Genomic DNA, 25,650 nt, shown 5'->3' with positions numbered 1-25,650 from the left:
ACCGATGGAGCACAGACGATGAGCGGAAGACTCGAAGGGCGCGTGGCGATCGTGACCGGCGGCAACAGCGGCATCGGCGCCGCCACCGCCACGACCTTCGCCCGGGAAGGCGCCCGCGTGGCGCTGATGGCACGGCGCGAGCTGGAGGGTGTCGAGGTCCAGGATGCGATCCGGGCTGCCGGCGGCGACGCGAAGTTCCTTGCCTGCGATGTTGGCGATTCCGAGGCTGTCGAAGCGGCTGTCGCCGCGGCGGTCGACCACTTCGGACGCGTCGACATCCTCTTCAACAACGCCGGCGGCGGAGCAGGCGAGAACTTCCCCGACGAGTCGAACGAGGTTTGGGATCGAGTCATCCGGGTCAACCTGACGGGCACCTTCTACATGTCGAGGGCGGTCTGGCCGCATCTCCTGGCAGCCGGCGGCGGCGCGATCGTCAACATGTCGTCCCTGGCGGCGACCACGGGCTTCAGCGAGGCGATCCAGGAACTGGCCGGCGGACTGCCATCCTCGTCGTACTACGCGGCGAAGGCGGGTGTCGACGCGTTCACTCGCTACCTGGCGAGCATGGGCGGACGCCACGGCATCCGTGCGAACTGCGTGCGGCCGGGACAGGTGATCACGCCCGGCGCGACGAATCCGGCCGGCGACCACTGGTTCAAGCCGATGTTCGAACACATGCAGATCATTCCCGGTCCTGGCATGCCCGAGGACGTCGCCAACGTCGTGCTCTTCCTGGTCTCGGACGAGGCCCGGTTTCTCACCGGTGAGATGGTGAACATCGACGGCGGCATGCCGCGCAAGCTGTAGCCATGTTCGGCCGCGCGCCGGCCGAGTTCAGACCTCCGGCCAGTTCGGGTGCCAGGGACGGGCGCGCTCGAACAGGCGGGCGGCCCGGAGCACCAGGTCGTCCCGGTGTCGCGGTCCGACGATCTGCAGGCCGACCGGCAGGCCGGCGTCGGACAGGCCGGCGCGCACCGTCGCCGCCGGGTGGCCGGACATGTTGAACGGAATCGTGAACGCCGCGACGCCGGCCGGCACCTGCTCCCTGCCCTCGGTTTGGGTCGGGAAGGGACCGCGCGCGGGCGGCGGGTCGTAGGGCACCGTCGGCGTCAGCAGCAGATCGAAGCGATTGAAGACCTCGCTGCACCAGAGATTCAGCTGAGCCCGTTCACGCGCCGCGGCGCCGAACGTCTCGGGCGTCATTTCCCAGGAGCGCTCCAGCGCCTCCGCGAACGAGTGCGTCATGTCCTGGCGCCGGTTGCGAAGCGGCTCGTGGATCTGGCCGGCGATCAGGAAGTTGCCGAGCGTGCCCCAGGCCGCCGTGAGCATCGGTGGGCCGCCGGGGACGTGGTCCTCGAGCGGTTCGACCGAAAGGCCGGATTGATCGAACGCAGCCGCCGCGTCCGCGGCCACGCGTGCGACGTCCGATTGGACCCTTGCGTATCCGAGGTCCGGTGACCATGCGATGCGGACGGAAGACGGGAGGCCCGACTCGAGCACTTCGCGGTAGCTCAGACCCGGGTGGGGCAACGAGCCCGGATCGCAGGGCGAGGGGCCGGCGACCAGGTCGAGGAACAGGGCCCCGTCCTCCACTGTGCGGGTGAGGGGACCGTAGACCGCGGTGCTGCCGTAGTCCCAGGCCTTCATTGGCCCGCGCGGTATCCGGCCCTGGCTGGGCTTCAGGCCGAACGCGCCGGTGAAACTGGCTGGAATCCGGATCGAGCCGCCGCCGTCGGAGGAGGTGACGAGTGGCAGCACTCCACCCGCCAGCACCGCGGAGGAACCGCCGCTCGAGCCGCCGGGAGTGCGCTCCAGGTTCCAGGGCGAGCGCGTGACACCGAACAGGGGGTTCTTGGTGATCGCCGTGAACCCGAACTCGGGAGTGTTCGTCTTGCCGACGACGATCGCCCCGGCGCCTCGCAGCCGCGCCACCTGGGTCGAATCGGTGTCGGCGACCTGATCGCGGAACACCCGCGAGCCCATCGACGTCACCATGCCGGCCACGTCCTCGAGGTCCTTGACGCCGAGGGGCACGCCCTCGAGCGGCCGCGCGTCGCCGGCGGAGCGTCGCGCGTCGGCCGCTTGGGCGTCGGCCAGCAACTCTTCGCGCGGACGCTGGCTGACGACGGCGTTCAGCTTCGGGTGCGTGGCCTCGATGCGATCCAGCGTCGCGTTCATCAACTCGGCGGAGGAGATCTCCCGCGCCGCCAGAAGGTCGAGGAGCTGGATCAGGCTGAGGCGTTCGAGGTGCATGCCGAACCTCCGGGCTGGTCGTTTGGAGCGCGGAGAATAACCGGCAGGGCCAGCAGGAGCAGCGCCCAGCGCTGAATCTCCGTGTCGCGCCAGTTCGCTTCGAAGAGACCGGCCACATTCAGCGCCAGGAGGGCGAACAGGACGCCCAGGTAGAGGTCGGCCCGCGGCCCGGCCCGGCCGCCTTCGCGGCGATAGCCCTCGAACGCCACCGCTGCCGCCGCGGCCATCAGCCAGAGATAGGCGACCAGGGACGGTATGCCGCGGCTCGCGGCCATGTGGACGAACGTGTTGTGCAGGTGTTTCACACGCGCCCGAACCGACGTCGGATGCCGGTAGACCGGATACCACTCGCGGACCATGGCCGGGCCGATGCCGGTAAGGGGTCGATCGACGATCATCTGGCCACCGGCCCAGAGCATGCACAACCGGTCGTAGTTCGAGGGATAGCGGACCTCCGCCATCGAAGTCGCTCGCTGCCAGTAGGTCGGCCACACGGTAGGCGCCACGGCGGCCAGCGAGGCGGCGGCCAGGACCAGCGCGGCGGCGAAACTCAGGAAGACGCGGCGGCGCTGAAGGGCCATCGCCGCTATCGCGAGAGCGAAAGCGCCGAGCCAGGCGCTGCGGGTCTGGGTCAGGACGAGCGTGCCGCCGACGAGCGCCAGACCCACCCAGTTGACGCGCGAGCGCCAGCCGCCCGCGCTGCTGAGGCGGCCGGCGATCAGCGCGAGACCGAGCAGCAGGACGCCGGAGAAGGTCATGTAGTGCGAGAACGGACCGGGAATCCGCTGGTGGAGGGGGCCGTAGTCCGTGAACGCGAACTGGGTCAGGCCGTAGACGGCGAGCACGGCCGAGATCCCGACGACGGATGCGATGGCGACCCGCACCTGGCGCTCGCCCCGAACGAGCAGCAGTGCCAGCGGCAGTGTCAGGACGGAGAAGAGCGTGGACAGTTCGCCCAGGCTGGTCGCCGGCCCGTAGGAGAAGACGGCCGAGAGCACGAAGCAGCCGGAGTAGACGGCGAGGGGGAGCAGGAGCCGCCGCCTCCGTCTCCTGTCTTCGTCGCCGTTCGCGAAGTGGAGCCGCCGTCGCCGGACGGCTGCCCAGATCAGGGTGAAGAAGAGCAGGAAGTTCGACAGTGCGATGCCGAACGTAGTGACGAGATGGCTCACGAAGAGCCAGAAGCCCGCGTTGCCCTCCGCCTCGCGGCACGGCCGGATCAGGGCGCGCTCGATCGCCCCCATCGCCGCTCGTGCCCCGCTCATTCCGGCAGTCTACGTTCCTCGGTGCCTATCTTCCCCGACTCCTCACTCCCGTGACTGTCAGCCCCGCCCGCGACACCTCGACCTGAATGTCCCGCAGCCCGTCGGCGCGCGCCTCGACTCCGGGCGGCGGTTCGAAAGCGATCAGGTACTGGGAGCGGAGATCGCGCTCGATCTCCCGGTAGATGCGGTCCAGGTCCTCGACGGAAGCGGCGGCGTGGTAGCGGCCGCCGGTGCGATCCGCGAGGCGTTCCAAAGCCTCGGCAGTGGCCGGGTCGTTGACCCGCAGGGCGATCGGATAGACGACGACGCCGGCCAGTTCGACCTGCGCCAGCACGGTCTCGAAGTCGAGATTGCTGTCCGTGTCGGCGCCGTCGCTGAGCACGACCAGGGCACGCCGGTCGGGACGACCGGCGAAGGACGAGACGGCATAGGCGATTCCGTCGTAGAGCCGGGTGGAGCCCCATGCCCGCAGGGCCTCGGCGGCGTAGTGGAGCAGGCGCGTGTCGCCTGAGAAGGGCGCCAGACGGTCAAGGTCGTGGTTGAAGACGATGAGGCTGGCGGCGTCGCGATCGGTCAGGATGCCCTCGAAGAAACGCTGGGCACTGGTTGCGGCGACGCGGACGCCGCGGCCCATGGAACTCGAGATGTCCATCAGCAGTGCCACGGTGAGTGGTCGGTCGGCGAGGTTCCGGAAGTCGCGGATCCGTGCTTCGACGCCCCGGTGCAGTACGCGGAAGTCGACTGCGTCGAGTCCCGTTGCGGGCCCCGCCCGCCGGCCTCCGACCGAGACCAGCAGGTCGACGAGGCGCACCTCGATCTCTTCCGGTGCTCCCGACCCGAGGAAGACGAGGTTCTCGACAGTCTCGCCCGTGCGGAGCGTTGCGGCCGCCCGAACGAAGCTCAGGGGCAGGCGCGGTCCGGCCGGAACCCGGCAACGGAAGGGCGGCGACGTGATGGTCTGGAGGAGTGCGGCGTCCAGATGGCAGTCGACGCGGTCGAGTTCTCGGCCGGACGGGACGTCGACGCGCACGGACAGGTCGAGCGCCTCCTCGATGAACGTCGGATCCGGACGCTCGAGCGCGATGGAGAACGGGTGTTCTTCCCGCTCGATCTCCAGTGCGTGACGTGCCAGGAGCCCTCCCGCGGCGTCGTGTCCCTGGACCTCGATCCGGTGGCGGCGGCTCGGCAACTCGAGGTCTCGCACGAAGGGAGGGGCGTGGGCGGTTGCGACCGTCTCGCCGTCGCGCAGGAAGACGACCCGAGCGACGGCCGGGCTGGCGACGACACGGGCGGTGACGGTCGAACCGAGGACGCGGCCCTCGGGCGCCAGCAACTCGACGCTCGGCAACTGGTTGAGCACGATCGTCTCGCGACGGCTCAGGAGGCCGAGGCCCGGGACGCCGGGCGGCACGTCGAGCGCCGGCACCTCGAGCGCGCGACTCATCCGGAGCAGCCCGCGGCTCAGGTGATCCTCGGCGCGGATCTCGAGTCGGTAGTCGCCGGCCGGCAGCCGCCGGTAGAAGTCGAGAGCGATGTCCGCGCTTCCGCCGCTCACGTGATGGGTGACGACGAAGGCGTCGGCCAGCCGGTCGCGCAGGAAGACGTCGCCGGTGATCGTCACGCGATCGAGGATCTGGCCGGCGCCGATCGCGGCAAGGTGGTCGGGAGGCAGCCGCAGCCGACCGCGCATCGCCGTGCGCCGGTTCTCGCTGCCGAGGGGTTCGAAGTCGAGCGCGACGCCCGGCAGGGCCATGGTGTGCGCGTCGAGCACTGCTTCGACGCGAAGGAAACGGTCGACCCAGCCGGCGTCGGACGTCGCGGCGGCCCAGCCGAGCCGCTCGATGAACTCTCTCCAACTCACGGCGCGGCCGAGCCGCCGCTCCAGGCGGCCTCGCTCGGTCGGGGTCAGGCAGCGTCGGCGTTCCGCCTGGTCCAGCACGCGGAGAGCGCCGGCCGGTTGTGTCGCGGCATCGTCGTTCGCGCTCTCCGGCCGTTCCCGGTCGAAGGTCAGATCAACGCCCGAGTCCGGCGACCACAGCCGCATGGACCGCGGGTCGAAGTTCACCTGCTGCACGAACGCCAGGACGATTTCGTCTTCGCCTGGCGGCGGCGGTCGACCGAACTGGTGTTCGAGCCGCCAGCCGTCGTAGATCCAGATCTCGATCCGCCGCAGCTCCGACTCGCAGGGTTCGACCGGCTGCCGGAATCCGGGTTTTCCGGCCAGAAGCACGGCGCGTGCCATCGCGGGAGACCGCTCCCTCAACTGGTCGCGGGCCTCGCGGTTCTCCTGCCAGCGCTCGAGCAGGCGCTCAGGCCGTGCCGCCCAGAAGCCGCGGAGGAAGCGTTCGCGGGCGCCCGGGCCTTCCAGGCGCTCGAAAGCCCGACGTTCTGCGTCGGCGAGCAGCGGCTCCACTTCGGCGAGCCACTGATCGTAGAAGTCCGTCAGACGAGCCTGCGGCCGGCGGCTTCCCTGGGCCTCGGCCGGTGTCGCGGCGGGGAGCAGGGTCGCGGCGACGAAGAGCGCCGGCGCGACCGCGCCGAAGCGGCCGCACCGGGGATAGATCTGTCTCGAACGGGTCGAGCCTCTACTCCAGCAACGCCTTGATCGCGTCGGAAGGCTCGAAGACGCTCTGGTCGACGTCGTCGAAGGTCACGGAGTCGATGGTCTGGGTGATCTCCATGCCGAAGGACGGGATACTCGTCGTCGTGGATGTCGCGAACATCAGACCGCCGAACTCCTCGTACTCACCAAGGGTAGTGCTGGTCTCCATGGTGCCCATCTCGGTCGTGGTGGTCGCTTCCTCGCCGATCAGCAGGCCGGTTTCCACCGCGAAGTAGCGCGAGGACTCGTTGCCGTCAACGTCGACGAGATCGATCTGGTAGGCGGCTTGGCCGTTCCACTCGGTCTCGCCGATCGCGGTCTGCTCGGAGTAGAGCTCGTCGTACTCCAGGTCTCCGTGGATGCGGGTCTGGTTCTTCAGGGCGCTCAACTCGCCGCCCTCGAGCAGGCGCGGACCCTGCATCGGATCCTCGGACCATCCGATCTCGCCGTTGAACCCCTGGACGTTGTCGCCAAAGCCGGGAATCGAGATCTCGACGATGCCCTTGTCGGGTGCCGCCAGGTAGATCGTCGCCTCGCCGGACATTCCCATCGCCGGCATCTCGAAGGCGCCCTTGATCGTCATCGAGCTGTGCGCGCGGATGGCGCCCTCGCCGCCGATCGCTTCGACGTGACGCGCGATGATCTTCTGTTCCTCGGTCAGCTCTGGCGGCGGGGGAGGCTCCGGCGCGGCCGCGGCCGGAGCGTCTCCGGCTTCGTAGGCGGCGCAGGCGCCGAGAAGCAGGCCGCAGCAGGCGAGTACGAGCAGAGCGTTGCGGCTGGTGGTGTCGATGGTCATGGATGATCTCCTGGGTTCTTTGTGTGTGCGGGTTCGCGGCACGGTCTACTCCGGCAGCAGCGCCTTGATCGCGTCGGAGGGCTCGAAGACGCTCGGGTCGACATCGCCGTAGGTCACCGACTCAACGGTCGTGTTGAACTCCATGGCCATCGAAACGAGGTTGGTGGAGGTCGACGTGGCGACCAACACTCCGCCGAACTCCTGGTAGTTGCCGATGGTGATCTCCATCTCCATCTCGCCCATCGGGCTCGTTTGCGTTCCCTTCGCGCCGATCAAGAGCCCGGTCTCCTTCGCGAAGTACTGGGACTGTTCGTTGCCGTCCAGATCGACGACGTCGAGTTGGTACGCAGCCTGACCGTTCCACTCGGTTTCCCCGGCGGTCGTCTGTTGCGGGAAGAGGTCGGCGCGCTCCAGGTCGGCGTAGAACCGAGCCTGGCGCTTCATCTGGGCCAGCATCTCGCCTTCCAGGATCTGTGTGCCCTGCATCGGGTCTTCGATCCAGCCGATCTCTCCGTTGTAGGCCTGGATGTTCTCGCCCATGCCTGGCATCTCGCCCTTGATGATCATCTTGTCGGGCGCGATGAAGTAGGCCGTCGTCTGGCCGGTGATGCCCATCGCCGGAATCTCGACGCCGCCTTTGACGGTCCTCGAGCTGTGTGCGCGGATCGCTTCCTCGCCGCCCAGGGCCTCGATGTAGCGGGCAACGATCTCCTCGGGCGACGGCAGTTCTTGGTCGTCGGCGAGGAGGGGCTCGGCGGAGAGCGCGGCTCCCAGGAGCAGGATGCAGCCGGCTAGCGAGACAGGCCGACGGCGCTGGACGGGAAGGGACATGAAGAGTCTCCTGTATTGGGTTGTGTGCTGTCGCACTTGACTACGCAGAAGCGGTGATTCGGTTGCGGTCGCCGGTCGGTGAGCTGGAGCCGCCAAACCTGTCGCAGGCTCCTAGCTGGCCCACTTGCGGGCCGCAGCCAGCGCCTCCTCGGACGGCGGCAGGGTCGGCTTCAGGCGCGCGGTGACGTTGAACGGTTCCGTGTCGATCTCGTCGAGTCTCTGCTCGCCGGCGAGAACCGCCCGCTTCCATTCCTGCTGCCGGTCTTCGCGCTCCTGGAACTCGGGCATCACCTCGCGGGCGAACAGCTCCAGGCTGCTCATGATGTCCTCGTGCGTGTTCTTGCCGGCCTGGTTGAGCAGGATGACCTGGTCGACGTGGGCCCGTTCGAGTTCCCGCAGGCGCTCGCGGATCGTCTCCGGCGAGCCGATCAGCTCGCTGTCGGAGCGGCGCCGGCCCTCGGGTGTCTGCTTCCACTCCTGGTAGCGCTCCCAGAAGTTGTTCGACTTGGGCTCGAACGGCCCCTCCTTGTTGTAGAGCTGAAGAGCGAACTGGAAGAAGGTCCAGCCGTCTGCCTTCTGTTGCGCCTCTTCGTCGGTCGGCGCGCACATGAAGCCGCTGACCGTGGCGAGGTTCGGGTTCGTCTGGTAGTCGCAGAGCTTGCGCTGGTCCTGCGTGAACGTGTTGTAGTACGCGTTGACCCAGGCCCGGGCGGAGTCGAGGTCGGCGAACTTGAAGCACAGAGCGCCCATGCCGCGGTGCGCGGCGTAGCGGATCGTGTCGAGTTGCGAACAGGCGACCCAGAGCGGCGGATGAGGCCGCTGCAGCGGCTTCGGGATCACGTTGCGGAGCGGGAAGTCGAAGTAGTGGCCGTGGTACTCCCAGCCTTCGTTCCAGAACATCGGCAGGCAGGCCTGGACCGCCTCCTCCCAGACGATTCGCTTGTCGCGGAAGCTGCGGCCGAAGGGATGGAGCTCGGTGACGCTTGAGCCTTCGCCGAGGCCGAGCTCGACCCGGCCGTTTGAAACCAGGTCGAGCGTCGAAACGCGCTCGGCGACCCTGGCAGGGTGATTCGTCGTCAACTGGACGATGCCGTGGCCGAGGCGGATGTTCTTCGTCCGCTGCGACGCCGCCGCCAGGAACACTTCGGGCGCCGAACTGTGCGAGTACTCCTCCAGGAAGTGGTGCTCCACTTCCCAGGCGTAGTCGTACCCGAGCCGGTCCGCGAGTTCGATCTGCTCCAGCGAGTTCTGAAGCAACCGGTGCTCCGAGTCCGGCCCCCACGGCTTCGGTAGCTGATGCTCGTAGAAGATGCCGAATTTCATAGGCCGCCGACAGTACCACTGCGGAGAGTGCCGGTGGGCCGGCCTTCCGGCCGGCGGCTGCTAGGGTCGCGCGGCGGAGGTACTGGGCAATGGCGGCGATGACGGCGGACGAGATTCGGAGCGCGTGCGAGGAGTTGAAGGGCTGGGAAGCTGATTTGGAAGCCCCGTCCATTTCGAGGGAGTACCAGTTTCCGACCTTCCCGGCGGCGGTGCGCTTCGTCGACTTCGTGGCGGAACTCGCCGAGGCGGCCGACCACCATCCGGATATCGACATCCGATACAACCGGGTCCGACTCACGCTCAGCACTCACTCGGCTGGCGGCGTGACGGAGAAGGACTTCGCACTCGCACGGGCGATCGACCATTGCTGATTCGAGCAAGGACCAGCCCATGACTCAGCCCTTACAGGCGGCGCCGCCGCGGTCTGTTCCCGAGGCGCCCTACTATCAGCCGGTCGGCAACGAGGTGGACCTCTTCCTCGCCGCCCACCGGGCGCGCATGCCGGTGCTACTCAAGGGGCCGACGGGCTGCGGCAAGACCCGGTTCCTGGAGCACATGACGCACCGCCTCTACCGTGGAGGCGGCGCAGGCACGCGCGCGGGCATCGAGACACCGCTCGTCACCGTCGCCTGCCACGAGGATCTGACCGCGACCGACCTCGTCGGCCGCTACCTCCTCGAGGGCGACGACACCGTGTGGATGGACGGTCCGCTGACCCGTGCCGTGCGTGACGGATCGATCTGCTACCTGGACGAGATCGTCGAGGCGCGCAAGGACACGACGGTCCTGATTCACGCGCTGACGGACCACCGCCGCATCCTGCCGATCGAGAAGCGCGGCGAGATCCTGCCGGCGCATCCGGACTTCCTGCTCGTCCTGTCGTACAACCCGGGCTACCAGAGCGTGGCCAAGGACCTGAAACCGAGCACGCGCCAGCGCTTCGTGGCGCTCGAGTTCGACTATCCGCCGCCGGAGATCGAAGCCGAGATCATCGCTCACGAGGCGAACATCGACGTGGCGCTCGGCCGCGACCTGGCCGAACTCGGCAAGCGCATCCGCAACCTGCACCACCGCGGCTTCGACGAGGGCGTCAGCACCCGCCTGCTCATCTACACGGCGCAGTTGATCGCCGGCGGCATCGGCGTGCGCGAAGCCTGCGTCGCCGCGATTTGCCGGGCGATCACCGACGACGACGAGGTGCAACGCGCGGTGACCGAGGTGGCCTCGACGCTGCTGCCTTGACCGCGGTCGCCCTCGACGACGTCGCCCGCGTCCTCGAGATCTACGTCGAGGCGATGTTGGCGCGCCCGGCCGAGGTCCGGCCGCTCGCCGATCTCGAAGGTGGAGACAGGTCGCGCGTGGGGCATCTCGAACTGGAAGGTGCGGCGGCCGCGGGCCGGCCGACGACGGATGGCGCGGCCTTCTATCTGCCGGAGCGGATCGACCGGTTATCGGACAGTCACGGGAACTTCATGGTCTACCGGATGGCGGTACTGCACCAGTTGGGCGGCGTGCTGTTTGGGACGTATCGCCGCGGTCCGGTCCGGTTCGCCGACTTCTTCGCCGGTTTCGACGAGCCGGCCCTTGCCCGGGCGCTGTTCGCACGGCTCGAGGGTGCGCGCATCGACGCGGCTCTCGCGCGCGCCTTCCGGGGAGTGCGCCGCGATCTGCTGCGGCTGATCGACGATGCACTCGATTCGTCGTTGAGTCCTGAGTCGCGGCCGGCGGGGCGCCGGCAACCGCGGAAAGCGGCCCTGTTCGACCTGGCGTGCGAACTCCTGCTGGAGCAGCGGTCCCAACTGCTGGCGAGCGGGAGTAGATCCGATTCCTCGCGATTCGAAGGAGCTGCGGTGCTGCTGAACCCTGGCGCCACCGTCGATCACACCCTGCGCACCGTCAAAGCGCTTTATCCCGCGCTCGCCGCCCTGCGCTCGTCTCCCTCCTCGTCCGAGCCCGTTCTCGCCGGCGACGACGGCCGACCGCGGGATGGCAGCGCCGGTTCGGACGCCGAGGGAGAAGCCCAAACCCTCGACGCGCCGGCCCTCGCACATCACGGCGACCCCGCACCGGAGCGCGTCGAGCTGCGCCGGGAGTGGCAGGAACTCGCATCCGAAGTCGAACTGCGAGACGACGTGGAACCGGGTCCCTTCGCCGCCGGCCTGATGGAGCAGTTGCAGGTCGACGAACTGGGCGTGCTCAGCCTGCAGGACGGCGACCTCTCGGGCACGGCCGGTCTGCCGCTCACCGACCTCGACGTCACGGGTGCGATCGAGGCCGAAGGGGGCGACGACCATGCCGAGTTGATCGAACTCGATCCCGAGGAGTTGGCGGCCCGCCTCGAGGAGCTGTCGAAGCGACTGGAGCGGGAGCTGGCCGAGGCCGGGCTCGACCGGGAGCAGGTCTACTACTACGACGAGTGGGACCACGAACTGGCCGGCTACCGCCGGCGCTGGTGCCACTTGCGCGAGAAGGCGATCGAACCTCCCGGAACGGCCGCGAACGGCGGTGCGGCTCCACCGGACCGGTTCGTCGACGCGACGCGGCGCGTCCACGCCGACCTGTTGCGACGGGTCAGGAAGCAGTTCGAGCTGCTCAAGCCGGAGGAGTTCCGGCGGATGCGGCGCCTGATCGAGGGCGAGGAGCTCGACCTCGACCGGGTGGTCGAAACCCACGTCGACCGCCGCGCCGGCCGGCCGCCGGACGGCGCCGTGTACATGAGCCGCCGCCGCCAGCACCGGGACGTGGCGGCCGCCTTCCTGCTCGACATGAGCGCTTCGACCGACGCGGAGGCGCCCGTGGAGGAGCCCGAGGCGCCCGCGGGCAAGACGCCGGAACCCGAGTACGTCGGCGTGTTCGACGACTTCGACTGGCCCGACAACCCTCAGCCCCTGCCGCCGGGCCGCCGGGTGATCGACATCGAGAAGGAGTCCCTGGTCCTGATGGCCGACGCGCTCGAGACCCTGGGCGACGACTACGCGATCTACGGTTTCTCCGGTTTCGGCCGCAAGGAGGTCGAGTTCTTCGTCGCCAAGGAGTTCGACGATGGCCTCGACCGAGAGGCCGAGGACCGGATCGCGGCGATGGAACCGAAGCGCAGCACCCGAATGGGGCCTGCCATCCGGCACGCGGCCGCCAAGCTCGCCGAGCGCGAGGCGAAGGTCAAGGTGCTGCTCATCCTCTCGGACGGCTACCCTCAGGACTTCGACTACGGCAGCGACCGCGCCTCCCGCGTGTACGGCATCCGCGACACGATGGTCGCCCTCCGGGAGACGGAACGCCAGGGCGTCTCCACGTTCTGCATCACCGTCGACCCCGCCGGCCACGACTACCTGCGCGAGATGTGCCCCGAACGCCGTTACCTCGTCATCGACGAGATCGCCGCCCTGCCGAGCCAGTTGCCGAAGGTGTATCGCGGGCTGACGGCGTAAATCAGCGGGAGAGCACGCCCAGCGGTGGCGCTCCGTCCGGGCTCTCGAACTCGACGTCGAGCAGCATGGCGATGAGGTCGGCGATGTCGGTCAGCTCCATCCGGTGGACGGTGCGGCCGGCTTCGAAGCCGGCGCCCCAGCCGACGAAGCCGGTGAGGATCTCCGGGAAGTCCGTGGGGAAGTGGCCGTGCGCTCCGCCGTCGGTGGGGCGGATGGCGTCTCCGGAGGCGTCTGACCCGAAGCTGACGCCGAGGTTTCCGGCGAGGGCGAGGCGGGCCTCGGGGGCGGCGCCGGCCTGATCGAGTGCGTCGCGTTCGACGACGCGGAACAGGCGGCGCACCGTCTCGGGCAGTTCAACCAGGATCCCCCGTACCGCGCTCAGAGCTTCGGCGTCGGCCTCGTCGCGCAGGTGCATGAAAGCCGCACCACCCGTCGGGTGGAAGGTGGCCCGCCACTCGCCGCGACCGGGCTCGGTACCGTGCAGCCCGGCTTCGGCCAGCCAGACGTTGGGCATGATCTGGGTGTGGAGGTCGACGAAGCCGTGGTCGCCGACGATGACGAAGGCGGTACGGTCGAGGATGCCGGCCCTTGCCGCGGCGTCGCGGACGGCGCCGATCGCGCGGTCGGCGGCCGCGACAGCGCGCCGGGCGCGATCCGACTCGCGGCCATGGGCGTGCTGGGCGGAATCGGTCGTGATCAGGTGGAGCGCGATCAGAGCCGGCCGGTGGGTCTCCAGGACGTACGCGGCCATGGCGCCCGTCGTGTCGTCGCGGGTGATGTGGGCGGAGCCGTAGTTGCGCAGGCTGAGACGGCCCGTGGTCTCCCGCTCGAGTTCCTGCCACAGGCCGGGAGTCGTGCCGTCACGCATTGGGGCCAGCCGGTCGCTGTTCGGGTCGAGCGAGTACGTCTCGGGCACGAAGCGGTCGATCGGAGCGCCGACGGTGACAGGCCACGAGATCGCGGCGGTCTGCTTGCCCGCGGCGCGCACCGCGTCCCAGAGCGTGTCGACCTGAATCGAGGACTCGAACCAGTACCACTCGCCGGTCTGTCCCTCCGGTTCGAACGGCCGGTTGTAGTAGACGCCGTGACGTGCCGGCAGCGCGCCGGTGACGATCGTCGTGTGCGACGGATAGGTGACCGTGGGGAACACTCCGCGCACGCCCTCGGCAAGGGCTCCGTCACGCGCCATTTGCTGCATGTTCGGCGCTGGCCAGGACGAACCGGGGAGGTAGAAGTCCGGCCGCAGGCCGTCGACCGAGACGAGCACGACGTGATCGGCTCGTGGCTGCGCGACGAGAGGCGCCGCGGTCAGCACCAGTGCCACGACTGGGGTGAGCAGTCTCGCTGCTTTCACGATGTCGCCTCCCCGGAACGTAAGCTCCTAGACCGCAGCCGCGAGCCGGCCGTCGTAGATGCTCTGTCGCATCTCTTCCAGCTTGTCGAGGTAGAGCTGTCGATACTCGTCGTAGTCGAGGTCGAACGGGGCCTGACCGCGCTCGAAGCCGGCGAACGTCTGGTTGGGACCGTCCTCCGCAAACGGCCGCATCGCCTCGACCTGCGCCTCGAACTGATCGACCAGGTGCGGATGATCGGCGAGCAGGCGCTGCAGGATGTACACGCCGAAACCGATGTGGCGGGCCTCGTCGCGCTGAATCAGGCGAATCCCGCGGTTGAGCGCGGGCAACTTGCCCGTGCGCTCGAAGATCTTGTAGTAGATCGGATAGCTGGCTTCCGCGCCCACGCCCTCGACGTAGAAGTGGTACAGCATGATGGCGTTCAGCAACGCCTCGGGGCTGTCGTCCTCGAACAGCGCGCGCATCGTCGCCGGCAGCCGCGTCGAGAACATGTCGCCGTGCAGGTTGGGGTAGGGGATGTCGACCCCGAACCGGCCCGGCAGCGCCTCGATCAACCAGGTCTCGAAGAACTGGACGTGGCGGGCCTCCTCGTACATCTGCGCGGTGACGTACATCTCGTCTTCCAGCCGGCCATCCTGACGGAAGCGGAACTGAAGCGGCGCGAGTTCGTGGGTCACGCCGCGCTCGCCGACCCGGAAACCGGAGACGAGGCGGATCAGCAGGTTCCGCTCGTCGTCCGAGAACGACAGCCAGTCGGAGCGCTCCTGCGAGAAGTCGATGTCGGCGGGGTTCCAGGCACGCTCGTGGGAAGCGGTGAAGAGTCGTATCGGGAGCGACGAGTTGTCGAACGGCATCGTGGACCTCCTTGGGGTCGATTCTACCCGCGGCGGCTGGTTCGCGGGTGCCTGAGGCGTCAGTGTCGCCGGAACGCTCGGACCAGCAGCAGCATGGCCACGGCCATCAGGAGCGATCCGCCCAGGAGGGGAGCGCCGGGAAGCTCGAACGGGGCGGCGTCGGAGGTGAAGTAGCTGAACACGCCGCTGGTGAAGACGAGCGGCGCCGCGATCGCCGACAGGCTCATCAGCGACGTGAGCGCCCCCTGGATCTTCCCCTGCTCGGTGGGCGCCACCGTGCCCGCGATGATCGCCTGGACCGCTGGGCCGGCGATGCCGCCCAGCGATCCCGCGAAGATCACCGTCACGAGGACCAGGCCGTTCGGCGCGAGGCCGTAGCCGGCGAAGGCCAGCGTCCCGATGCCAAAGCCGACCAGCACCGCCCGGCGCTCGCCCAGCCAGGTGACCGCGGGTCGCACCAGGAATCCCTGGACCAGGGCCGCCGCAACGCCGACGGCCGCCAGCGCGAGACCGTTCTGGAACTCGTTCCAGCCATAGCGGTGGCTGGTGTAGAGGACCCAGGACGTCTCCAGGCCGCGTTGCGCGAGCGCCAGCAGCAGGAAGGCGACGGCCAGACTGGCGACCAGGGGGTAGGTCCGGAGGTGCACGATGCTCGACACGGGATTCGCCTTGCGGAGTGAAGAGGCGCTCCGGTTCTCCGGCGCCAGCGACTCCGGCAGCACGAGGAAGCCGTAGAGCGAGTTCAGGAGGCACAGGCCGGCCGCTACGAAGAAGGGCAGCCGCAGGTCGATGCCGCCGAGCAGGCCGCCGAAGACCGGTCCGAGGATGAAACCGACGCCGAAGGCGACGTTGACCAGCCCGTAGTTCCGGGCCCGGGTTTCCGGCGTCGAGATGTCGGCGATGTAGGCGTTCGCCGTCGTGATGCTGGCCCCCATCACGCCGGCGACGATCCGGCCGACGAAGAGCCAGCCGAGCGATGGCGCGAAGCCCATGACAAGGTAGTCCATGCCCAGGCCGAACATGGAAAGCAGGAGGATGCGGCGGCGGCCGAAGCGATCGGAAAGCGCGCCGAGGATCGGGGCGCACAGGAACTGCGCCACCGCGTAGCAGGCGGCGATCGCGCCCACGGCGACGGCGGCGGAAGACGTGTCGCCGCCCCGGAACTGCTCGACGAGTTCGGGGAAGACGGGGATGATCAGGCCGACGCCCAGCATGTCGAGCAGGATCACGGCGAAGATGAAGCCGACGCCGGCCTGACGGCGGGGCTGCTCGTTGGGATGAGACGTGGTCATGGTGTGGACCGGCTCCGCCGGTGGGGTTGCCGCGGAAGAGAGCGCGAAATCGCCGTCCCCGGGCCCGGAATCCCGGCGAGGTACTGGAGCGTCGCGAGAGTAGTACGTGGGTCAGGCGTTAGAGTTGACGCCATGCTCCACATCGTCGAAACACGGCAGTCAGGTCGATCCGCAGCCCGTCCTCGCGCTGGCGGCCGGCTTTTCGGCGACGTTCTGTTGCCCCTGGCCCTGGTCGGAGCGATCGCGGCCTGCGGTCCGTCGGAACCTCAGCCGGACGTGGACACGCTGCGCGCGTCCTTCATCGAACAGATCGAGTCGATCGACCTGGTGGCGGACTTCGAAGTCGTTAGCGACGAGCTTCGTTTCGTTCGCCCTGACGGTTCCGGCGAGAACGTCGAGTGGCGGGTGCGGATCGACTCGCTCGAGGTGGAGACGGGGCCAGGCGAGGGGGCGCAGGTGCTGGGTCACGTACTGTCTGCCTGGACCGCGAACGGTCGTGCGATCAGCGTCTGGCAGGGGCCCACAGGGCGGCCCATGACCGACATGCCTCACTGGGTTCTCGACGCCGGTCTGGCGACCGAGTGCCTGGCGCTGTGGGACGAAGAAGCGAAGGCCTGGGGCTGGACGTGACGCGGGTCGCCGTGAAGCGGCGGCTATGATCGAAGGACGCGATGTTCACCCGTCTTGGGAGGGTAGTCGGATGAGGAAGAACGAACGGTTGAGAGCCGTGGCGACGATTGGCGCGCTGGCGCTGTTGCTCGGGCTGGCCGCCGGCGCGGTTCCGGCAGCGAACAACAACGCGAAGGACGCGGACTGGAAGATCCCCCGCACCGCCTACGGCCATCCCGACCTCCAGGGCGTCTGGGCCAACAACAACGGCACCCCGTTGCAGCGCCCCGCCGCCTGGGCCGGCAAGGAGCGCCTGACGGACGAGGAGTTCCAGGAGCTGATGGCGGCTGTCGCCGAGGCGACCAACCCGGGCGCTGACGCCCTGTTCGGCGACCAGCTCGTCCTGGCGGCGATCGAGCGCACCAAGGCGACCTCATACGACCCGACGACCGGCAACTACAACCAGTTCTGGATCGCCGACCGGTACTTCACGAAGCGCACATCGCTTGTCGTCGATCCGCCGGACGGTCTGATCCCGCCCTTCACCGAACCGGCGAAGAAGCGTCTCTGCAAGCGGGTGAAGCACCTGATGGAGCATCCGGCCGACTCCTGGCTCGACCGGCCGATTCCCGAGCGCTGCATCAGCTACGGCGCCCCCTTCATCTTCCCCGGCTACAACGGCTACCACCAGATCTTTCAGACGCCCGACAACGTGGTGATCCACCAGGAGATGATCCACGACGCCCGCGTCATCCGGTTGGGCGACGAGTCCGTTCTCGCCGACGACGTGCGTCTCTGGAACGGCGACTCCCGCGGCCACTGGGACGGCGACACGCTGGTCGTCGAAACCTCGAACTACTCCGAGAAGAACGACTTCATGGGCTCCTCCGAGCAGCTCACGATCACCGAGCGGTTCACCCTCACGGACCCGGAGACCCTGGAATGGGAGGTCACCGTGAACGATCCGGGGACCTGGACGAAGCCCTGGACGGCGTCGATTCCCCTCAAGCGCACCGAGGACGCGATCTACGAGTACGCCTGTCACGAGGGCAACTACGGGATGGAGGGAATGCTCGCCGGCGCCCGCGCCGAAGAGGCGGCCAACAAGCCGAAGCAGCTCGATCCGGGCGTCGTGTTCCGCTACCCCGGACTGGCCTGCGACTTCTAGTGCGGGGTTGTGGGCCTCACCAGGCTAGACGACGGCATCAGGCCCAGCTTCAGCGAATAGCGCGAATCTCGACCCCAGGCAACTCCAGCTTCAGCCAGGCCCGGTCAGCCGTGAGCGCGGGAAGACCGTGGGCGGCTGCGGTGGCGAGACACGCGCGGTCACCGAGTCCAAGGCCCGCCAAAGCTGTTGCGGGCCGAAGCGCTCCGCTGTGGAGCGCCATGTCCGACTCGAAGGGCAGGATGTCGACTCCGAGCGTGGCGAGAGAGTAGGCCACGGCGGGCTCCGACCATCCCATATGGGCGAGCCGAGCGGCAACCTCTTCGACATTGACGGCGGACATCGCCGCGCCGTCCGACAGGGCGCTGAACACCACTTCCGCCCCTGGCTCGTTCTGAATCAGCGCCAGCAGCGCCGATGCGTCGAGCAAAGAGCTAGCCACCGAACTCCTTCCGAGCCTCGGCCCGGCGCTCCGCGATGAAGGCGTCCACATTGCCGCCCTTGCCGCCGCCGTACTTCCTGGCCAAGGCCTGGATCTGCGCCACGGCGGCGTCCAGGGCTGCCTCCGTCGTGGTGATCTTGATCGAGGCGCCCTCGAGCGTCAGGACGACCTCCTGCCGTGGCTGGAAACCGAGCGCCGCACGGAACGCCGCCGGCACCACAAGCCGGCCGGATGCGTCCACGACGGTGGAAGCCGACTCAACGGTCTTGTGCGTATCGTGCGCCATGGAGGACGCACTCTACCATGGTGAGAGCTCCATGGCAGGCAGCTGACAACGGACCAGGACACGCCCCTGCACTCCTGGGCGTCCTGGGATTTCGAAGAGCCTGTGGAATCGGGTGTGGTCGGGCTCTTGCTGGAGGCCGACGCGGATCCGGTGGCGCGGAACGCCGCGGGCGAGACTCCGTGGGACCTCTTGCAGAAGAACCCCGGCCTGGGCTCCGTAGAGGGCTCGCACGACTACCATCTGCTGAATGGTGCCCGCTTCAGCGATCGGCCATAGCCGTTGGCGGAGAACGGCCGTCAGCGGTTTCAGCCGCTGAGCATCTTCTCGCGACGCTCGGCGCGGGCGAAGGTCAAGGCGACGATGGCGGCGATGGCGAGGGCGATGCCGATGCGGTTCTGGACGGCCATCGCGAGCAGCCGATCGGCGTCGGCTTCCTCGACGTACAGCGGATTCCAGAAGGGCGAGACGAGCGGTGCAGCCCCGAGTCGGCTGACGAGGAAGCCCTCCAGACCGAGTACCGCCGTAGTTCCCACGGCGCCGGCAGTCTCGCTGCGGAAGAGGTTGCCGAGGCCCATTGCGGCCACCACGTAGAAGGTGGCCGCCTGCGCGGCGCCGTAGAGGGTCTGGACGACGGGAAAGCCAGTGAAGAACGTGAACGTGAACGCCGCCGTCAGGCTCAGGCTGACAAGCAGCATGAGGAGCGCGGCGGCGAGTTTTCCGAGCCAGACGCGATGTGCGCCGCCCGGTACCGTGTAGGCGATCTCCAGCGTGCGCTGATCCAGTTCGCCGGCGATGATCCGGCCGCCGAGGAAGGCTCCGAGAATCGCTACCGGTACGCCGATCAGCGTGTTCTGTGCAGAGGCAGGTTCGAAGGTCGGCAATCGGCCTGCGATCAGCAGGAGGGCCTGACCGGCGAGCCAGAGCAGCGGAGACAGGAGGAGCAGCCAGTAGCGTCGACCCCCGATCAGCACGGCGGAGTGCCGGAGGACGGTGATCAAGCTATGGCCGCCCCACCTGTCACGGGGCGGCGCCCAAGGGGCAGCTCCACGCGCTCTCAGGGAAAGAGCGCGTCACTGGCGCCGCCGACTGGAAGCCGCAGGGTAGCGCCAGTAGCGGCGTTGGCTACGAGCAGATCGCACCGGCGGCGCCGAAGAGGCCGAGGCCGATGCCTTGACCGAACGGGTCACCAAGCACCGTCGCGACTCGGTACACGAGAATACCTGCGCCCTTGACTGCCTGAGTGCAGGCCCCTCGTCCAGTCACCGAGACCATCTCGGTGTCCGTGAGCGGTTCAAGTCGACTGTCGTCGACGCCAGGCACGTTTGCCTCGGTGAACGCCATCGGCGGTTCCGCGAAGGCGCCGCCGGCACTCAGCGCCAGCGCCGCCACTGCGAGGGGAAGGACCTTCTTCAGCATGATTGATTCCTTTCGTTCCATAGATTCACGTTGCAGCCGATCCCATTTCGGGGGCTGCGGACTTGCGGGCGGGAAGGCGCCGCGGAAGAGGAGCGGCTCTCCTCCCGCCTATTGACCGAGACGGAAACGGCGCGGCTGTCTTCGTCTCGGCCGCCTTTCTCGGAAGGACGCGGTCGGGTCCTCCTGTCGCGCGAGGGCGCAAGACGGACAGCCGATTCGTGGATGCGGCCGTCGGCGAGCTCAGCCGCCGAGCATCTTTTCGCGACGTTCCGCGCGGCTGAAGGTGAGTGCGACGATGGCCGCGATCGCGAGCGCGACGCCGACGCGGTTCTGGACGTTCAGCGCGAGCATCTGCGCCGCGTCGGCTTCTTCCACGGTGAGCGGATTCCAGAACGGTGAGATGCGGAGGGCACTGAGCAGGCTGTTCAGGCCGAGGAGGCCGACGGTGGCCAGGGACCCGGCGACCTCGCTGCGGAACAGCGTTCCGAAGCCCATCGCAGCGGCGAGATAGAAGACGACTCCCTGGGTGGCGCCGTACAGGCTCGACAGGACCGGGAAGTCGGTGAAGAAGGCATAGGTGACGGCGGCCAGGAGCACCAGGCTGGTGAGCAGCATCAGGATCGCGGCGGCGAGCTTGCCGAGCCAGACGCGGTGGGCGCCTCCGGGCACGGTGTAGGCGATCTCCAGGCTGTGCTGGTCAAGCTCGCCGGTGATCGTGCGCCCGCCCAGGAAGATGGCGAGGACCGCCACCGGCACGCCGATCAGGCCGTTCTGCGCGGCCACGGGCTCCACGCTGGGCCGCATCCCGGCCACCAGCATGACGGCCTGTATCCCCACCCACACCAGGGGCAGGAACGGCAGCAGCCAGTACCTGCGTCCGGCGAGCAGAACCGCGGAAGTCCGCAGCACGGTGATCATGCCGGCGCCTCTTGACGCACCGACCGGGCGAGCCACAGGTAGCCGTCCTCGAGGGTCGGCTCGACCGGCTCGGCCCGTTCGTCGGGACGGTCCGCGGCGAGCACGCGCAGGCTGCTGGTGCCGTCGGCTTCCGGCTTCTGGTCAGCCAGCACCGCGCCTTCCGGCAGCTCCGGCGCCTCGCCGTCGTCCGCCGTCCTCCACGACCACACCCGGCCCTCCGCTTCCCGCGACAACGCCGCCGGATGGCCGTCGAAGACCATGCGGCCGCGCGTCAGCACGAGGACCCGTTCGCACGCCACGGCGACGTCCTCGACGACGTGGGTGGAGAAAAGGACGATCCGGTCCTTGGCCAAGCGGGAGAGCAGGTTGCGGAAGCGGACCCGCTCCCGGGGATCGAGGCCGACCGTGGGCTCGTCGACGACGATGATCGGAGGCAGCCGAAGCAGGGTGCGCGCCACCGCGACGCGTTGCCGCATGCCGCCCGAGTAGCCGCCGATCTGCTCGTCGGCCCGCTCGTCGAGACCGACCTCCCGCAGCAGGGTCGAGATGCGGTCGGCCCGCTCGGAAGCGTCGATCTGGTAGAGGGCGGCGTAGTACTCGAGGTACTGGCGGGCGGTCAGACGAGGGGGCAGGCCGGCGTCCTGGGGCAGGTAGCCGACGTAGCGGGCGAGGCGCTTGCGGACGCTGAGCAGCGGTACCCCGCCCAGCGTGATGCGGCCCCGGGTCGAGTCCAGGATGCCGGTCAACTGCCGCAGCAGGGTCGTCTTGCCGGCGCCGTTCGGGCCGAGCACGCCGACCATGCCCCGTTCGACCTCGAAGCTCACCGCGGCCAGGGCCTTCACGGTGTCGATCGGCAGGTCGAGGCCGAAGAGCTTGGTTGCCGCTGCGCGCCAGAGACGGAGGATCTGGCCGCGCAGGCCCCGGGCTCGCCGACGCCGGGCTGTCTTCCGTTCGCGGCGCATCGTCTCCACGCGCGCCGTGCGGCGTCCGAGCTGGATCAGCAGGATGATGGTGGAGACGATGGCCAGGGCGACGAAGCCGGCGATCTCCGGGTCGGCGACCATCTCCGGGCCGACCAGCCACGCGAGGATCCCCCAGGGCAGCAGGGCCGTCAGCACGCCCTCGATGCCGCCCGGCTTCACGCGACCCAGGGCGTCGGCGTGGCCGCGGGCCCGCCGGATCTCGCGCAGCAGGCTGGAGCCGAGGAGCAGGATCGCGATCCAGATGCCGAGGATGACCAGGCCGGTACGGATTCGCACGGCCAGGGTGATCGCGCCGGCCAGCAGCAGCAACAGGGGCAGGAGCCGGTCGCGTGCGTCGGCCGGATGGAACGCCTGGCCGCCGGCGGAAGCGACGCGCCTGGCGAACTCCGTGGAAGCCCGCAGCGCCCGGCGCACGGGTCCAGGAAAACCGTACGTCTTGCGCAGGTGGCGAACGACGAGCCTGGGCGGACCGGCGACCGCTTCCGGTTCCGGCGTCGCCGGTTTCGGCAGCAGCCAGACGGTGAGGCCCAGCAGCGCGCTGGCGATGAGCACCGTCGTGGTGACCTGCCAGAACAACGATTCGATCACGCCGAAGGCGAACAGGGGCGCCGTGATCGCGATGACGGCGCCGAGCCAGGTGAGCACCACCCACGGGCCTACGCGACTGAACAGTTCGTCGAGCCGGCGGAGGAAGACGAAGCCGACGGGGATGACGAGCAACGTCAGCACTGTCGCGGTCAGAAGGCCGCCGATCACGAGCGTGGCGAAGGGCGGCCAGAGTTCGTTCTCGCGGCCGGTGGAGATGGACAGCGGCGCCAGGGCGGCGATCGTCGTGGCGGACGTCATCAACACGGGACGGGCCCGCTCGCGGACCGCGGCGAGGGCGGCCGCGCCAGCGCTCCAGCCGGCGCCGAGGGTGTGCTGCTGCATGCGGTCGACGAGCAGGACGGCCGGGTTGATCGCAAGTCCCAGCAGGACCAGTGCGCCCAGGAGAGCCATCGCCTCGAACCCCATGCCGGTCACGACCAGCGCCCACACGGAACCGAGCAGGGCGAGCGGAAGCGCGATGAGGACGAGGATCGGCAGGGTCATCGACTCGAACGTCACGGCCAGCACGAGGAAAACGAGAAGAACGACCGGCACCGCGATGCGCCGGAACCAGTTCGTGTTCTCCTCGGAGCGGTCGAGTGCGATCGTCGTGCCCGCCGGCCGGTGAATGCTGGCGATCGCCTCGTCCAGGTTTCGGTCGAACGCGTCGCGGGCCGGACCCCGCCGCGGCACGTCCTGCGACAGGGTGTACAGAACCTCGCGTTCGCGGACGCCGTTGTGGTGGGTGATGACCGGCGAGGGAGGCGCCTGCCGCACCTGGGCCAGGGCGGCGACCGGCAGCACGCCGATCCCGGTCGAGACGCGGAGTTGCTGCAGGCCGCTGAGCGACACGTCGCGGTCGAAGCGGCTGCCGTCCATCAACTGGGCTTCGTCGCGCCGGCTTTCCTGCCGTTGCACGATGATCGGGAGCTCCCGTCCGCTGGCCAGCGGAAAGCCGGTTGCGATCGTCGTGCCCTCCCGGCCGGCCAGGTTCAGCATCGGCAGCACTTCGTCCAGCAGCACCCCGAAGGTGTCGAAGGCGCGGCGGTTCGGGCTCACGTGGAGTTCATCGGGGCCCGGGCGCACCGCCGGATAGGCGTTCGCGATGCCCTCGATCTCCCGCAGACGCTCCGTGACCTGGGCTGCGAGGTCTGTCAACTGTTCGTTGTCGTTGCCGGAGAGCACGACGCGGGAAGGGCCGCCGCCGAGGAGTTCCTGGGCGCCACCGCCTCCGCCGCCGCCGCGGCCGCCCGGCCCGTCTCCCTCGCCCGGATTCATCAGCTCGACACCGGCGCGGCGAGCCGGCGGCCGCAGGAGTCGACGAACGAAGGCCGCCGTCAGATCCTCGGGCCGCTCCTCTTCGTCCACGAGGTGGACGGTGAGTGATCCCCCTTCTTCCCGGATCACGCTCTCCACGCGGTCGACCCCTTCCACCTCCTGGATCGTCTCGAGCCGTTCGAAGGCCCGGACCGCCGACTCGAGGCTCCCGCGGCCCTCCGGCAGGCGAACGGAGAGCTGGACCTGGTCGGCGACCGGCGCCTGGCCCGGACCGCTGGCAGCGACGAGGGACAGGGCGGCGATGACGCTCAGGACGACGGCGGCGACCACTCCGGTGATCCAGCTCGCCGGCCGGCGCAGCGCGGACGCGAGCACGCCCGCGAACAGGATCCGGGTGGGGTCCGGCGGCGCCTTGCCGCCGAAGCGCTCGCGACGCTGGCGCAGCCTGGCCAGCCGGCGGATCGCCGCCGGCGCGGCGAGGTGGCGCGCCAGCAGGGGCACCAGGCCGATCGCCACCAGCAGGGAGCCGAACAGGGGCAGCAGGATGGCGAACGCCAGGAGTGCGATCATGTTCTGGACCAGCGACGACTCGAAGTCGACGATGACGGCGGGCAGGAAGACGATCGCGGTCGTCACGGAAGCGGCGACGATGGCGCGGCCGGTACGGCGAATTCCACCCGCCGCGGCGTCGTCGGGATTCCTGCCGCGTTCCAGGCGCCGCTGGACGGACTCGAAGACGACGACGCTGTTGTCCACGATGAGTCCGATGCCGACTGCAAGACCGAACAGAGTGAACAGGTTGAGCGACAGTCCGGCCACGTAGAGGAAGGAAAGGGCGACGGCCAGGCTGACCGGCACGGCGACCGCGACCACGGCCACCGCGCGCCACTGGCGAAGGAAGAGGAAGAGAACGAGGAGAGCGATCGCGAAACCCGACAGGCCGAGGTTCCGCAGTCGCTCGATCTGCGTTTCGACCAGTTCGGCGGCGTCGAAGCTGGCGAGCAGGCGAATCCCGAGCGGCGTGAACTCCTCGTTGATCTCCTCGATACGGCGGCGCAGGTCGCGGCCGAGGCGGACCAGGTTCGCGCCTTCCTCCTGGAACACGAGGAGGCCGACGGACGGCTCGCCGTTCACGCGGTACAGCATCTGGCGCCGGCCGGAACCGATCTCGACGTCGGCGACGTGCCGGACCAGCACTGCCCGGTCGGGGACCACGCGGACCTCGCCCATCGACACGGTGCCGGCGGGACGGCCGTCGAGCATGACCGCCGTTCGGCCGGCCTCGTCCTCCAGGCTGCCGAGGTAGCGAAGGCGTCCGGCCGCGCCGCGTACCGCCGCGGTCACCTCCTCCGTCGTTACGCCGAGCGCCGCGCAGCGGTTCGGGTCGACCCAGACCGTCAACTGGCGAGCCGAGCCGCCCATCACAGTCGCCTGGCTGACCCCGGGTACCGCCGCGAGCCGCGGCGTGATCATCTCCTCGACCAGGTCGTGCAGCGCGTCCTCGTCGTCCGTACCCGTCGCCTGCAGGATCATGGCGAAGCTCGAGAACACACTGGTGTCGTCGGACTGCACGTCAAGGAAGGCGTCGCGCGGCTGAGTGCGGGCCAGATCCGCGGCGATGCGGCGCATCTCGAGCTCCCGCACCTTGAGATCGACGCCCCGTTCGAAGCGGACGGTGAAGCTGCCGGAGGAGCCGGTGACCTCGCCCCAGGTCTCGGCCACCCGGGGCAGCGTTCGCACCCTGGCTTCGAGCGGCATCAGGATCTCGCGTTCGACCGTCTCCGGTTCGCTGCCCGGGCGGAAGAAGCTGACGTAGAGCGAATCGCCGGTCAGCGCCGGGAGGAGCTCCACTGGGAGCCGTTGCCACGCGAAGCCCCCCAGCATGACGAGGCCGACGAAGAACATCGTCACCGCGACCGGACGGCGGATGGCGAGCGTGTCGAGACCTGCTTTCACGGCGTGTTCCCGG

Annotated in this window: 21 protein-coding genes; 6 read left to right on the top strand and 15 right to left on the bottom strand. The window is 68.9% G+C overall.

Going from position 1 to position 25,650, the window contains the following annotated elements; genetic code table 11:
- Nucleotides 1–18 precede the first annotated feature (18 nt).
- Nucleotides 19–807, top strand: coding sequence for an SDR family NAD(P)-dependent oxidoreductase (locus OXI49_11025; protein MDE2691036.1), 789 nt, complete (start codon nucleotides 19–21; stop codon nucleotides 805–807).
- Nucleotides 808–834: 27 nt separating this feature from the next.
- On the opposite strand, the gene OXI49_11020 is transcribed toward OXI49_11025, so the two are convergent.
- From OXI49_11020 to OXI49_10995, 6 genes are all read right to left on the bottom strand, one after another.
- Nucleotides 835–2,253: an amidase gene (locus OXI49_11020; protein ID MDE2691035.1), complete on the bottom strand. Its 1,419-nt coding sequence runs from the start codon at nucleotides 2,251–2,253 to the stop codon at nucleotides 835–837.
- Nucleotides 2,229–3,515, bottom strand: coding sequence for an O-antigen ligase family protein (locus tag OXI49_11015; protein ID MDE2691034.1), 1,287 nt, complete (start codon nucleotides 3,513–3,515; stop codon nucleotides 2,229–2,231). The genes OXI49_11020 and OXI49_11015 overlap by 25 nt, the downstream gene beginning before the upstream one ends.
- Nucleotides 3,516–3,540: 25 nt before the next feature.
- Nucleotides 3,541–5,928, bottom strand: a complete 2,388-nt coding sequence (locus OXI49_11010) for a VWA domain-containing protein (protein MDE2691033.1) — start codon at nucleotides 5,926–5,928, stop codon at nucleotides 3,541–3,543.
- A 172-nt stretch (nucleotides 5,929–6,100) separates the two neighbouring features.
- Entirely contained in the window at nucleotides 6,101–6,913 is an 813-nt protein-coding gene (locus OXI49_11005; GenBank protein MDE2691032.1) for a hypothetical protein, read from the bottom strand.
- Between the two features lie 45 nt (nucleotides 6,914–6,958).
- The gene (locus tag OXI49_11000; GenBank protein MDE2691031.1) at nucleotides 6,959–7,744 is read right to left on the bottom strand and encodes a hypothetical protein; all 786 of its coding nucleotides are present in this window, start codon (nucleotides 7,742–7,744) and stop codon (nucleotides 6,959–6,961) included.
- Between the two features lie 111 nt (nucleotides 7,745–7,855).
- Entirely contained in the window at nucleotides 7,856–9,067 is a 1,212-nt protein-coding gene (locus OXI49_10995) for an LLM class flavin-dependent oxidoreductase (GenBank protein ID MDE2691030.1), read from the bottom strand.
- A gap of 89 nt (nucleotides 9,068–9,156) precedes the next feature.
- Here OXI49_10995 and OXI49_10990 point away from each other — a divergent pair, with 89 nt between their 5' ends.
- Genes OXI49_10990 through OXI49_10980 form a run of 3 tightly spaced genes read left to right on the top strand, consistent with a single transcriptional unit; the run spans nucleotide 9,157 to nucleotide 12,495 of the window.
- On the top strand, nucleotides 9,157–9,438 hold the full coding sequence (locus OXI49_10990; GenBank protein ID MDE2691029.1) for a 4a-hydroxytetrahydrobiopterin dehydratase: 282 nt from the start codon (nucleotides 9,157–9,159) through the stop codon (nucleotides 9,436–9,438).
- A 19-nt stretch (nucleotides 9,439–9,457) separates the two neighbouring features.
- A complete protein-coding gene (locus tag OXI49_10985) occupies nucleotides 9,458–10,309 on the top strand; it encodes a CbbQ/NirQ/NorQ/GpvN family protein (protein ID MDE2691028.1) in 852 nt (283 codons plus the stop codon).
- Nucleotides 10,306–12,495 (top strand): hypothetical protein, encoded by a 2,190-nt coding sequence (locus tag OXI49_10980; protein ID MDE2691027.1) that lies wholly within the window; start codon nucleotides 10,306–10,308, stop codon nucleotides 12,493–12,495. Before OXI49_10985 ends, OXI49_10980 begins: the two co-directional genes overlap by 4 nt.
- A 1-nt stretch (nucleotide 12,496) precedes the next feature.
- Here OXI49_10980 and OXI49_10975 read toward each other — a convergent pair whose 3' ends face one another.
- Genes OXI49_10975 through OXI49_10965 form a run of 3 tightly spaced genes read right to left on the bottom strand, consistent with a single transcriptional unit; the run spans nucleotide 12,497 to nucleotide 15,996 of the window.
- Nucleotides 12,497–13,849 carry an ectonucleotide pyrophosphatase/phosphodiesterase gene (locus OXI49_10975; protein MDE2691026.1) on the bottom strand — a complete coding sequence of 451 codons (1,353 nt, stop codon included), beginning with the start codon at nucleotides 13,847–13,849 and terminating at the stop codon, nucleotides 12,497–12,499.
- A gap of 27 nt (nucleotides 13,850–13,876) precedes the next feature.
- Entirely contained in the window at nucleotides 13,877–14,704 is an 828-nt protein-coding gene (locus OXI49_10970) for a ribonucleotide-diphosphate reductase subunit beta (GenBank protein MDE2691025.1), read from the bottom strand.
- 59 nt (nucleotides 14,705–14,763) lie between these two features.
- Entirely contained in the window at nucleotides 14,764–15,996 is a 1,233-nt protein-coding gene (locus OXI49_10965; GenBank protein ID MDE2691024.1) for a TCR/Tet family MFS transporter, read from the bottom strand.
- A 132-nt stretch (nucleotides 15,997–16,128) separates the two neighbouring features.
- Between OXI49_10965 and OXI49_10960 the strand changes: the two genes are divergently transcribed.
- Nucleotides 16,129–16,626, top strand: a complete 498-nt coding sequence (locus OXI49_10960) for a hypothetical protein (GenBank protein ID MDE2691023.1) — start codon at nucleotides 16,129–16,131, stop codon at nucleotides 16,624–16,626.
- Nucleotides 16,627–16,696: 70 nt separating this feature from the next.
- Nucleotides 16,697–17,773 (top strand): hypothetical protein, encoded by a 1,077-nt coding sequence (locus OXI49_10955; protein MDE2691022.1) that lies wholly within the window; start codon nucleotides 16,697–16,699, stop codon nucleotides 17,771–17,773.
- A gap of 49 nt (nucleotides 17,774–17,822) precedes the next feature.
- On the opposite strand, the gene OXI49_10950 is transcribed toward OXI49_10955, so the two are convergent.
- The 6 genes from OXI49_10950 to OXI49_10925 all read right to left on the bottom strand — a co-directional run bounded on the left by OXI49_10950 (nucleotide 17,823) and on the right by OXI49_10925 (nucleotide 25,637).
- Nucleotides 17,823–18,212, bottom strand: coding sequence for a type II toxin-antitoxin system VapC family toxin (locus OXI49_10950; GenBank protein MDE2691021.1), 390 nt, complete (start codon nucleotides 18,210–18,212; stop codon nucleotides 17,823–17,825).
- Nucleotides 18,205–18,453, bottom strand: a complete 249-nt coding sequence (locus tag OXI49_10945; protein ID MDE2691020.1) for an MraZ N-terminal domain containing protein — start codon at nucleotides 18,451–18,453, stop codon at nucleotides 18,205–18,207. The genes OXI49_10950 and OXI49_10945 overlap by 8 nt, the downstream gene beginning before the upstream one ends.
- 350 nt (nucleotides 18,454–18,803) lie before the next feature.
- On the bottom strand, nucleotides 18,804–19,496 hold the full coding sequence (locus OXI49_10940) for a hypothetical protein (GenBank protein MDE2691019.1): 693 nt from the start codon (nucleotides 19,494–19,496) through the stop codon (nucleotides 18,804–18,806).
- 124 nt (nucleotides 19,497–19,620) lie between these two features.
- Entirely contained in the window at nucleotides 19,621–19,914 is a 294-nt protein-coding gene (locus OXI49_10935) for a hypothetical protein (GenBank protein ID MDE2691018.1), read from the bottom strand.
- Nucleotides 19,915–20,154: 240 nt separating this feature from the next.
- Complete coding sequence (locus tag OXI49_10930; protein MDE2691017.1) at nucleotides 20,155–20,832, bottom strand: hypothetical protein; 678 nt, start codon at nucleotides 20,830–20,832, stop codon at nucleotides 20,155–20,157.
- Complete coding sequence (locus OXI49_10925) at nucleotides 20,829–25,637, bottom strand: efflux RND transporter permease subunit (protein ID MDE2691016.1); 4,809 nt, start codon at nucleotides 25,635–25,637, stop codon at nucleotides 20,829–20,831. Before OXI49_10925 ends, OXI49_10930 begins: the two co-directional genes overlap by 4 nt.
- Between the last annotated feature and the right edge of the window lie 13 nt (nucleotides 25,638–25,650).

Source organism: Acidobacteriota bacterium (genome assembly GCA_028875725.1).
Taxonomy (GTDB): Bacteria; Acidobacteriota; Thermoanaerobaculia; order Multivoradales; family Multivoraceae; genus Multivorans.
This window is presented reverse-complemented; position numbering and strand designations above follow the sequence as displayed.

Bases quoted from the DNA above. Each gene is read 5' to 3' on its own strand.
- OXI49_11025 (MDE2691036.1), top strand. From the start codon at position 19: ATGAGCGGAAGACTCGAAGGGCGCGTGGCGATCGTGACCGGCGGCAAC.
- OXI49_11020 (MDE2691035.1), bottom strand. From the start codon at position 2,253: ATGCACCTCGAACGCCTCAGCCTGATCCAGCTCCTCGACCTTCTGGCG.
- OXI49_11015 (MDE2691034.1), bottom strand. From the start codon at position 3,515: ATGAGCGGGGCACGAGCGGCGATGGGGGCGATCGAGCGCGCCCTGATC.
- OXI49_11005 (MDE2691032.1), bottom strand. From the start codon at position 6,913: ATGACCATCGACACCACCAGCCGCAACGCTCTGCTCGTACTCGCCTGC.
- OXI49_11000 (MDE2691031.1), bottom strand. From the start codon at position 7,744: ATGTCCCTTCCCGTCCAGCGCCGTCGGCCTGTCTCGCTAGCCGGCTGC.
- OXI49_10995 (MDE2691030.1), bottom strand. From the start codon at position 9,067: ATGAAATTCGGCATCTTCTACGAGCATCAGCTACCGAAGCCGTGGGGG.
- OXI49_10990 (MDE2691029.1), top strand. From the start codon at position 9,157: ATGGCGGCGATGACGGCGGACGAGATTCGGAGCGCGTGCGAGGAGTTG.
- OXI49_10985 (MDE2691028.1), top strand. From the start codon at position 9,458: ATGACTCAGCCCTTACAGGCGGCGCCGCCGCGGTCTGTTCCCGAGGCG.
- OXI49_10970 (MDE2691025.1), bottom strand. From the start codon at position 14,704: ATGCCGTTCGACAACTCGTCGCTCCCGATACGACTCTTCACCGCTTCC.
- OXI49_10965 (MDE2691024.1), bottom strand. From the start codon at position 15,996: ATGACCACGTCTCATCCCAACGAGCAGCCCCGCCGTCAGGCCGGCGTC.
- OXI49_10960 (MDE2691023.1), top strand. From the start codon at position 16,129: ATGCTCCACATCGTCGAAACACGGCAGTCAGGTCGATCCGCAGCCCGT.
- OXI49_10955 (MDE2691022.1), top strand. From the start codon at position 16,697: ATGAGGAAGAACGAACGGTTGAGAGCCGTGGCGACGATTGGCGCGCTG.
- OXI49_10935 (MDE2691018.1), bottom strand. From the start codon at position 19,914: ATGCTGAAGAAGGTCCTTCCCCTCGCAGTGGCGGCGCTGGCGCTGAGT.
- OXI49_10930 (MDE2691017.1), bottom strand. From the start codon at position 20,832: ATGATCACCGTGCTGCGGACTTCCGCGGTTCTGCTCGCCGGACGCAGG.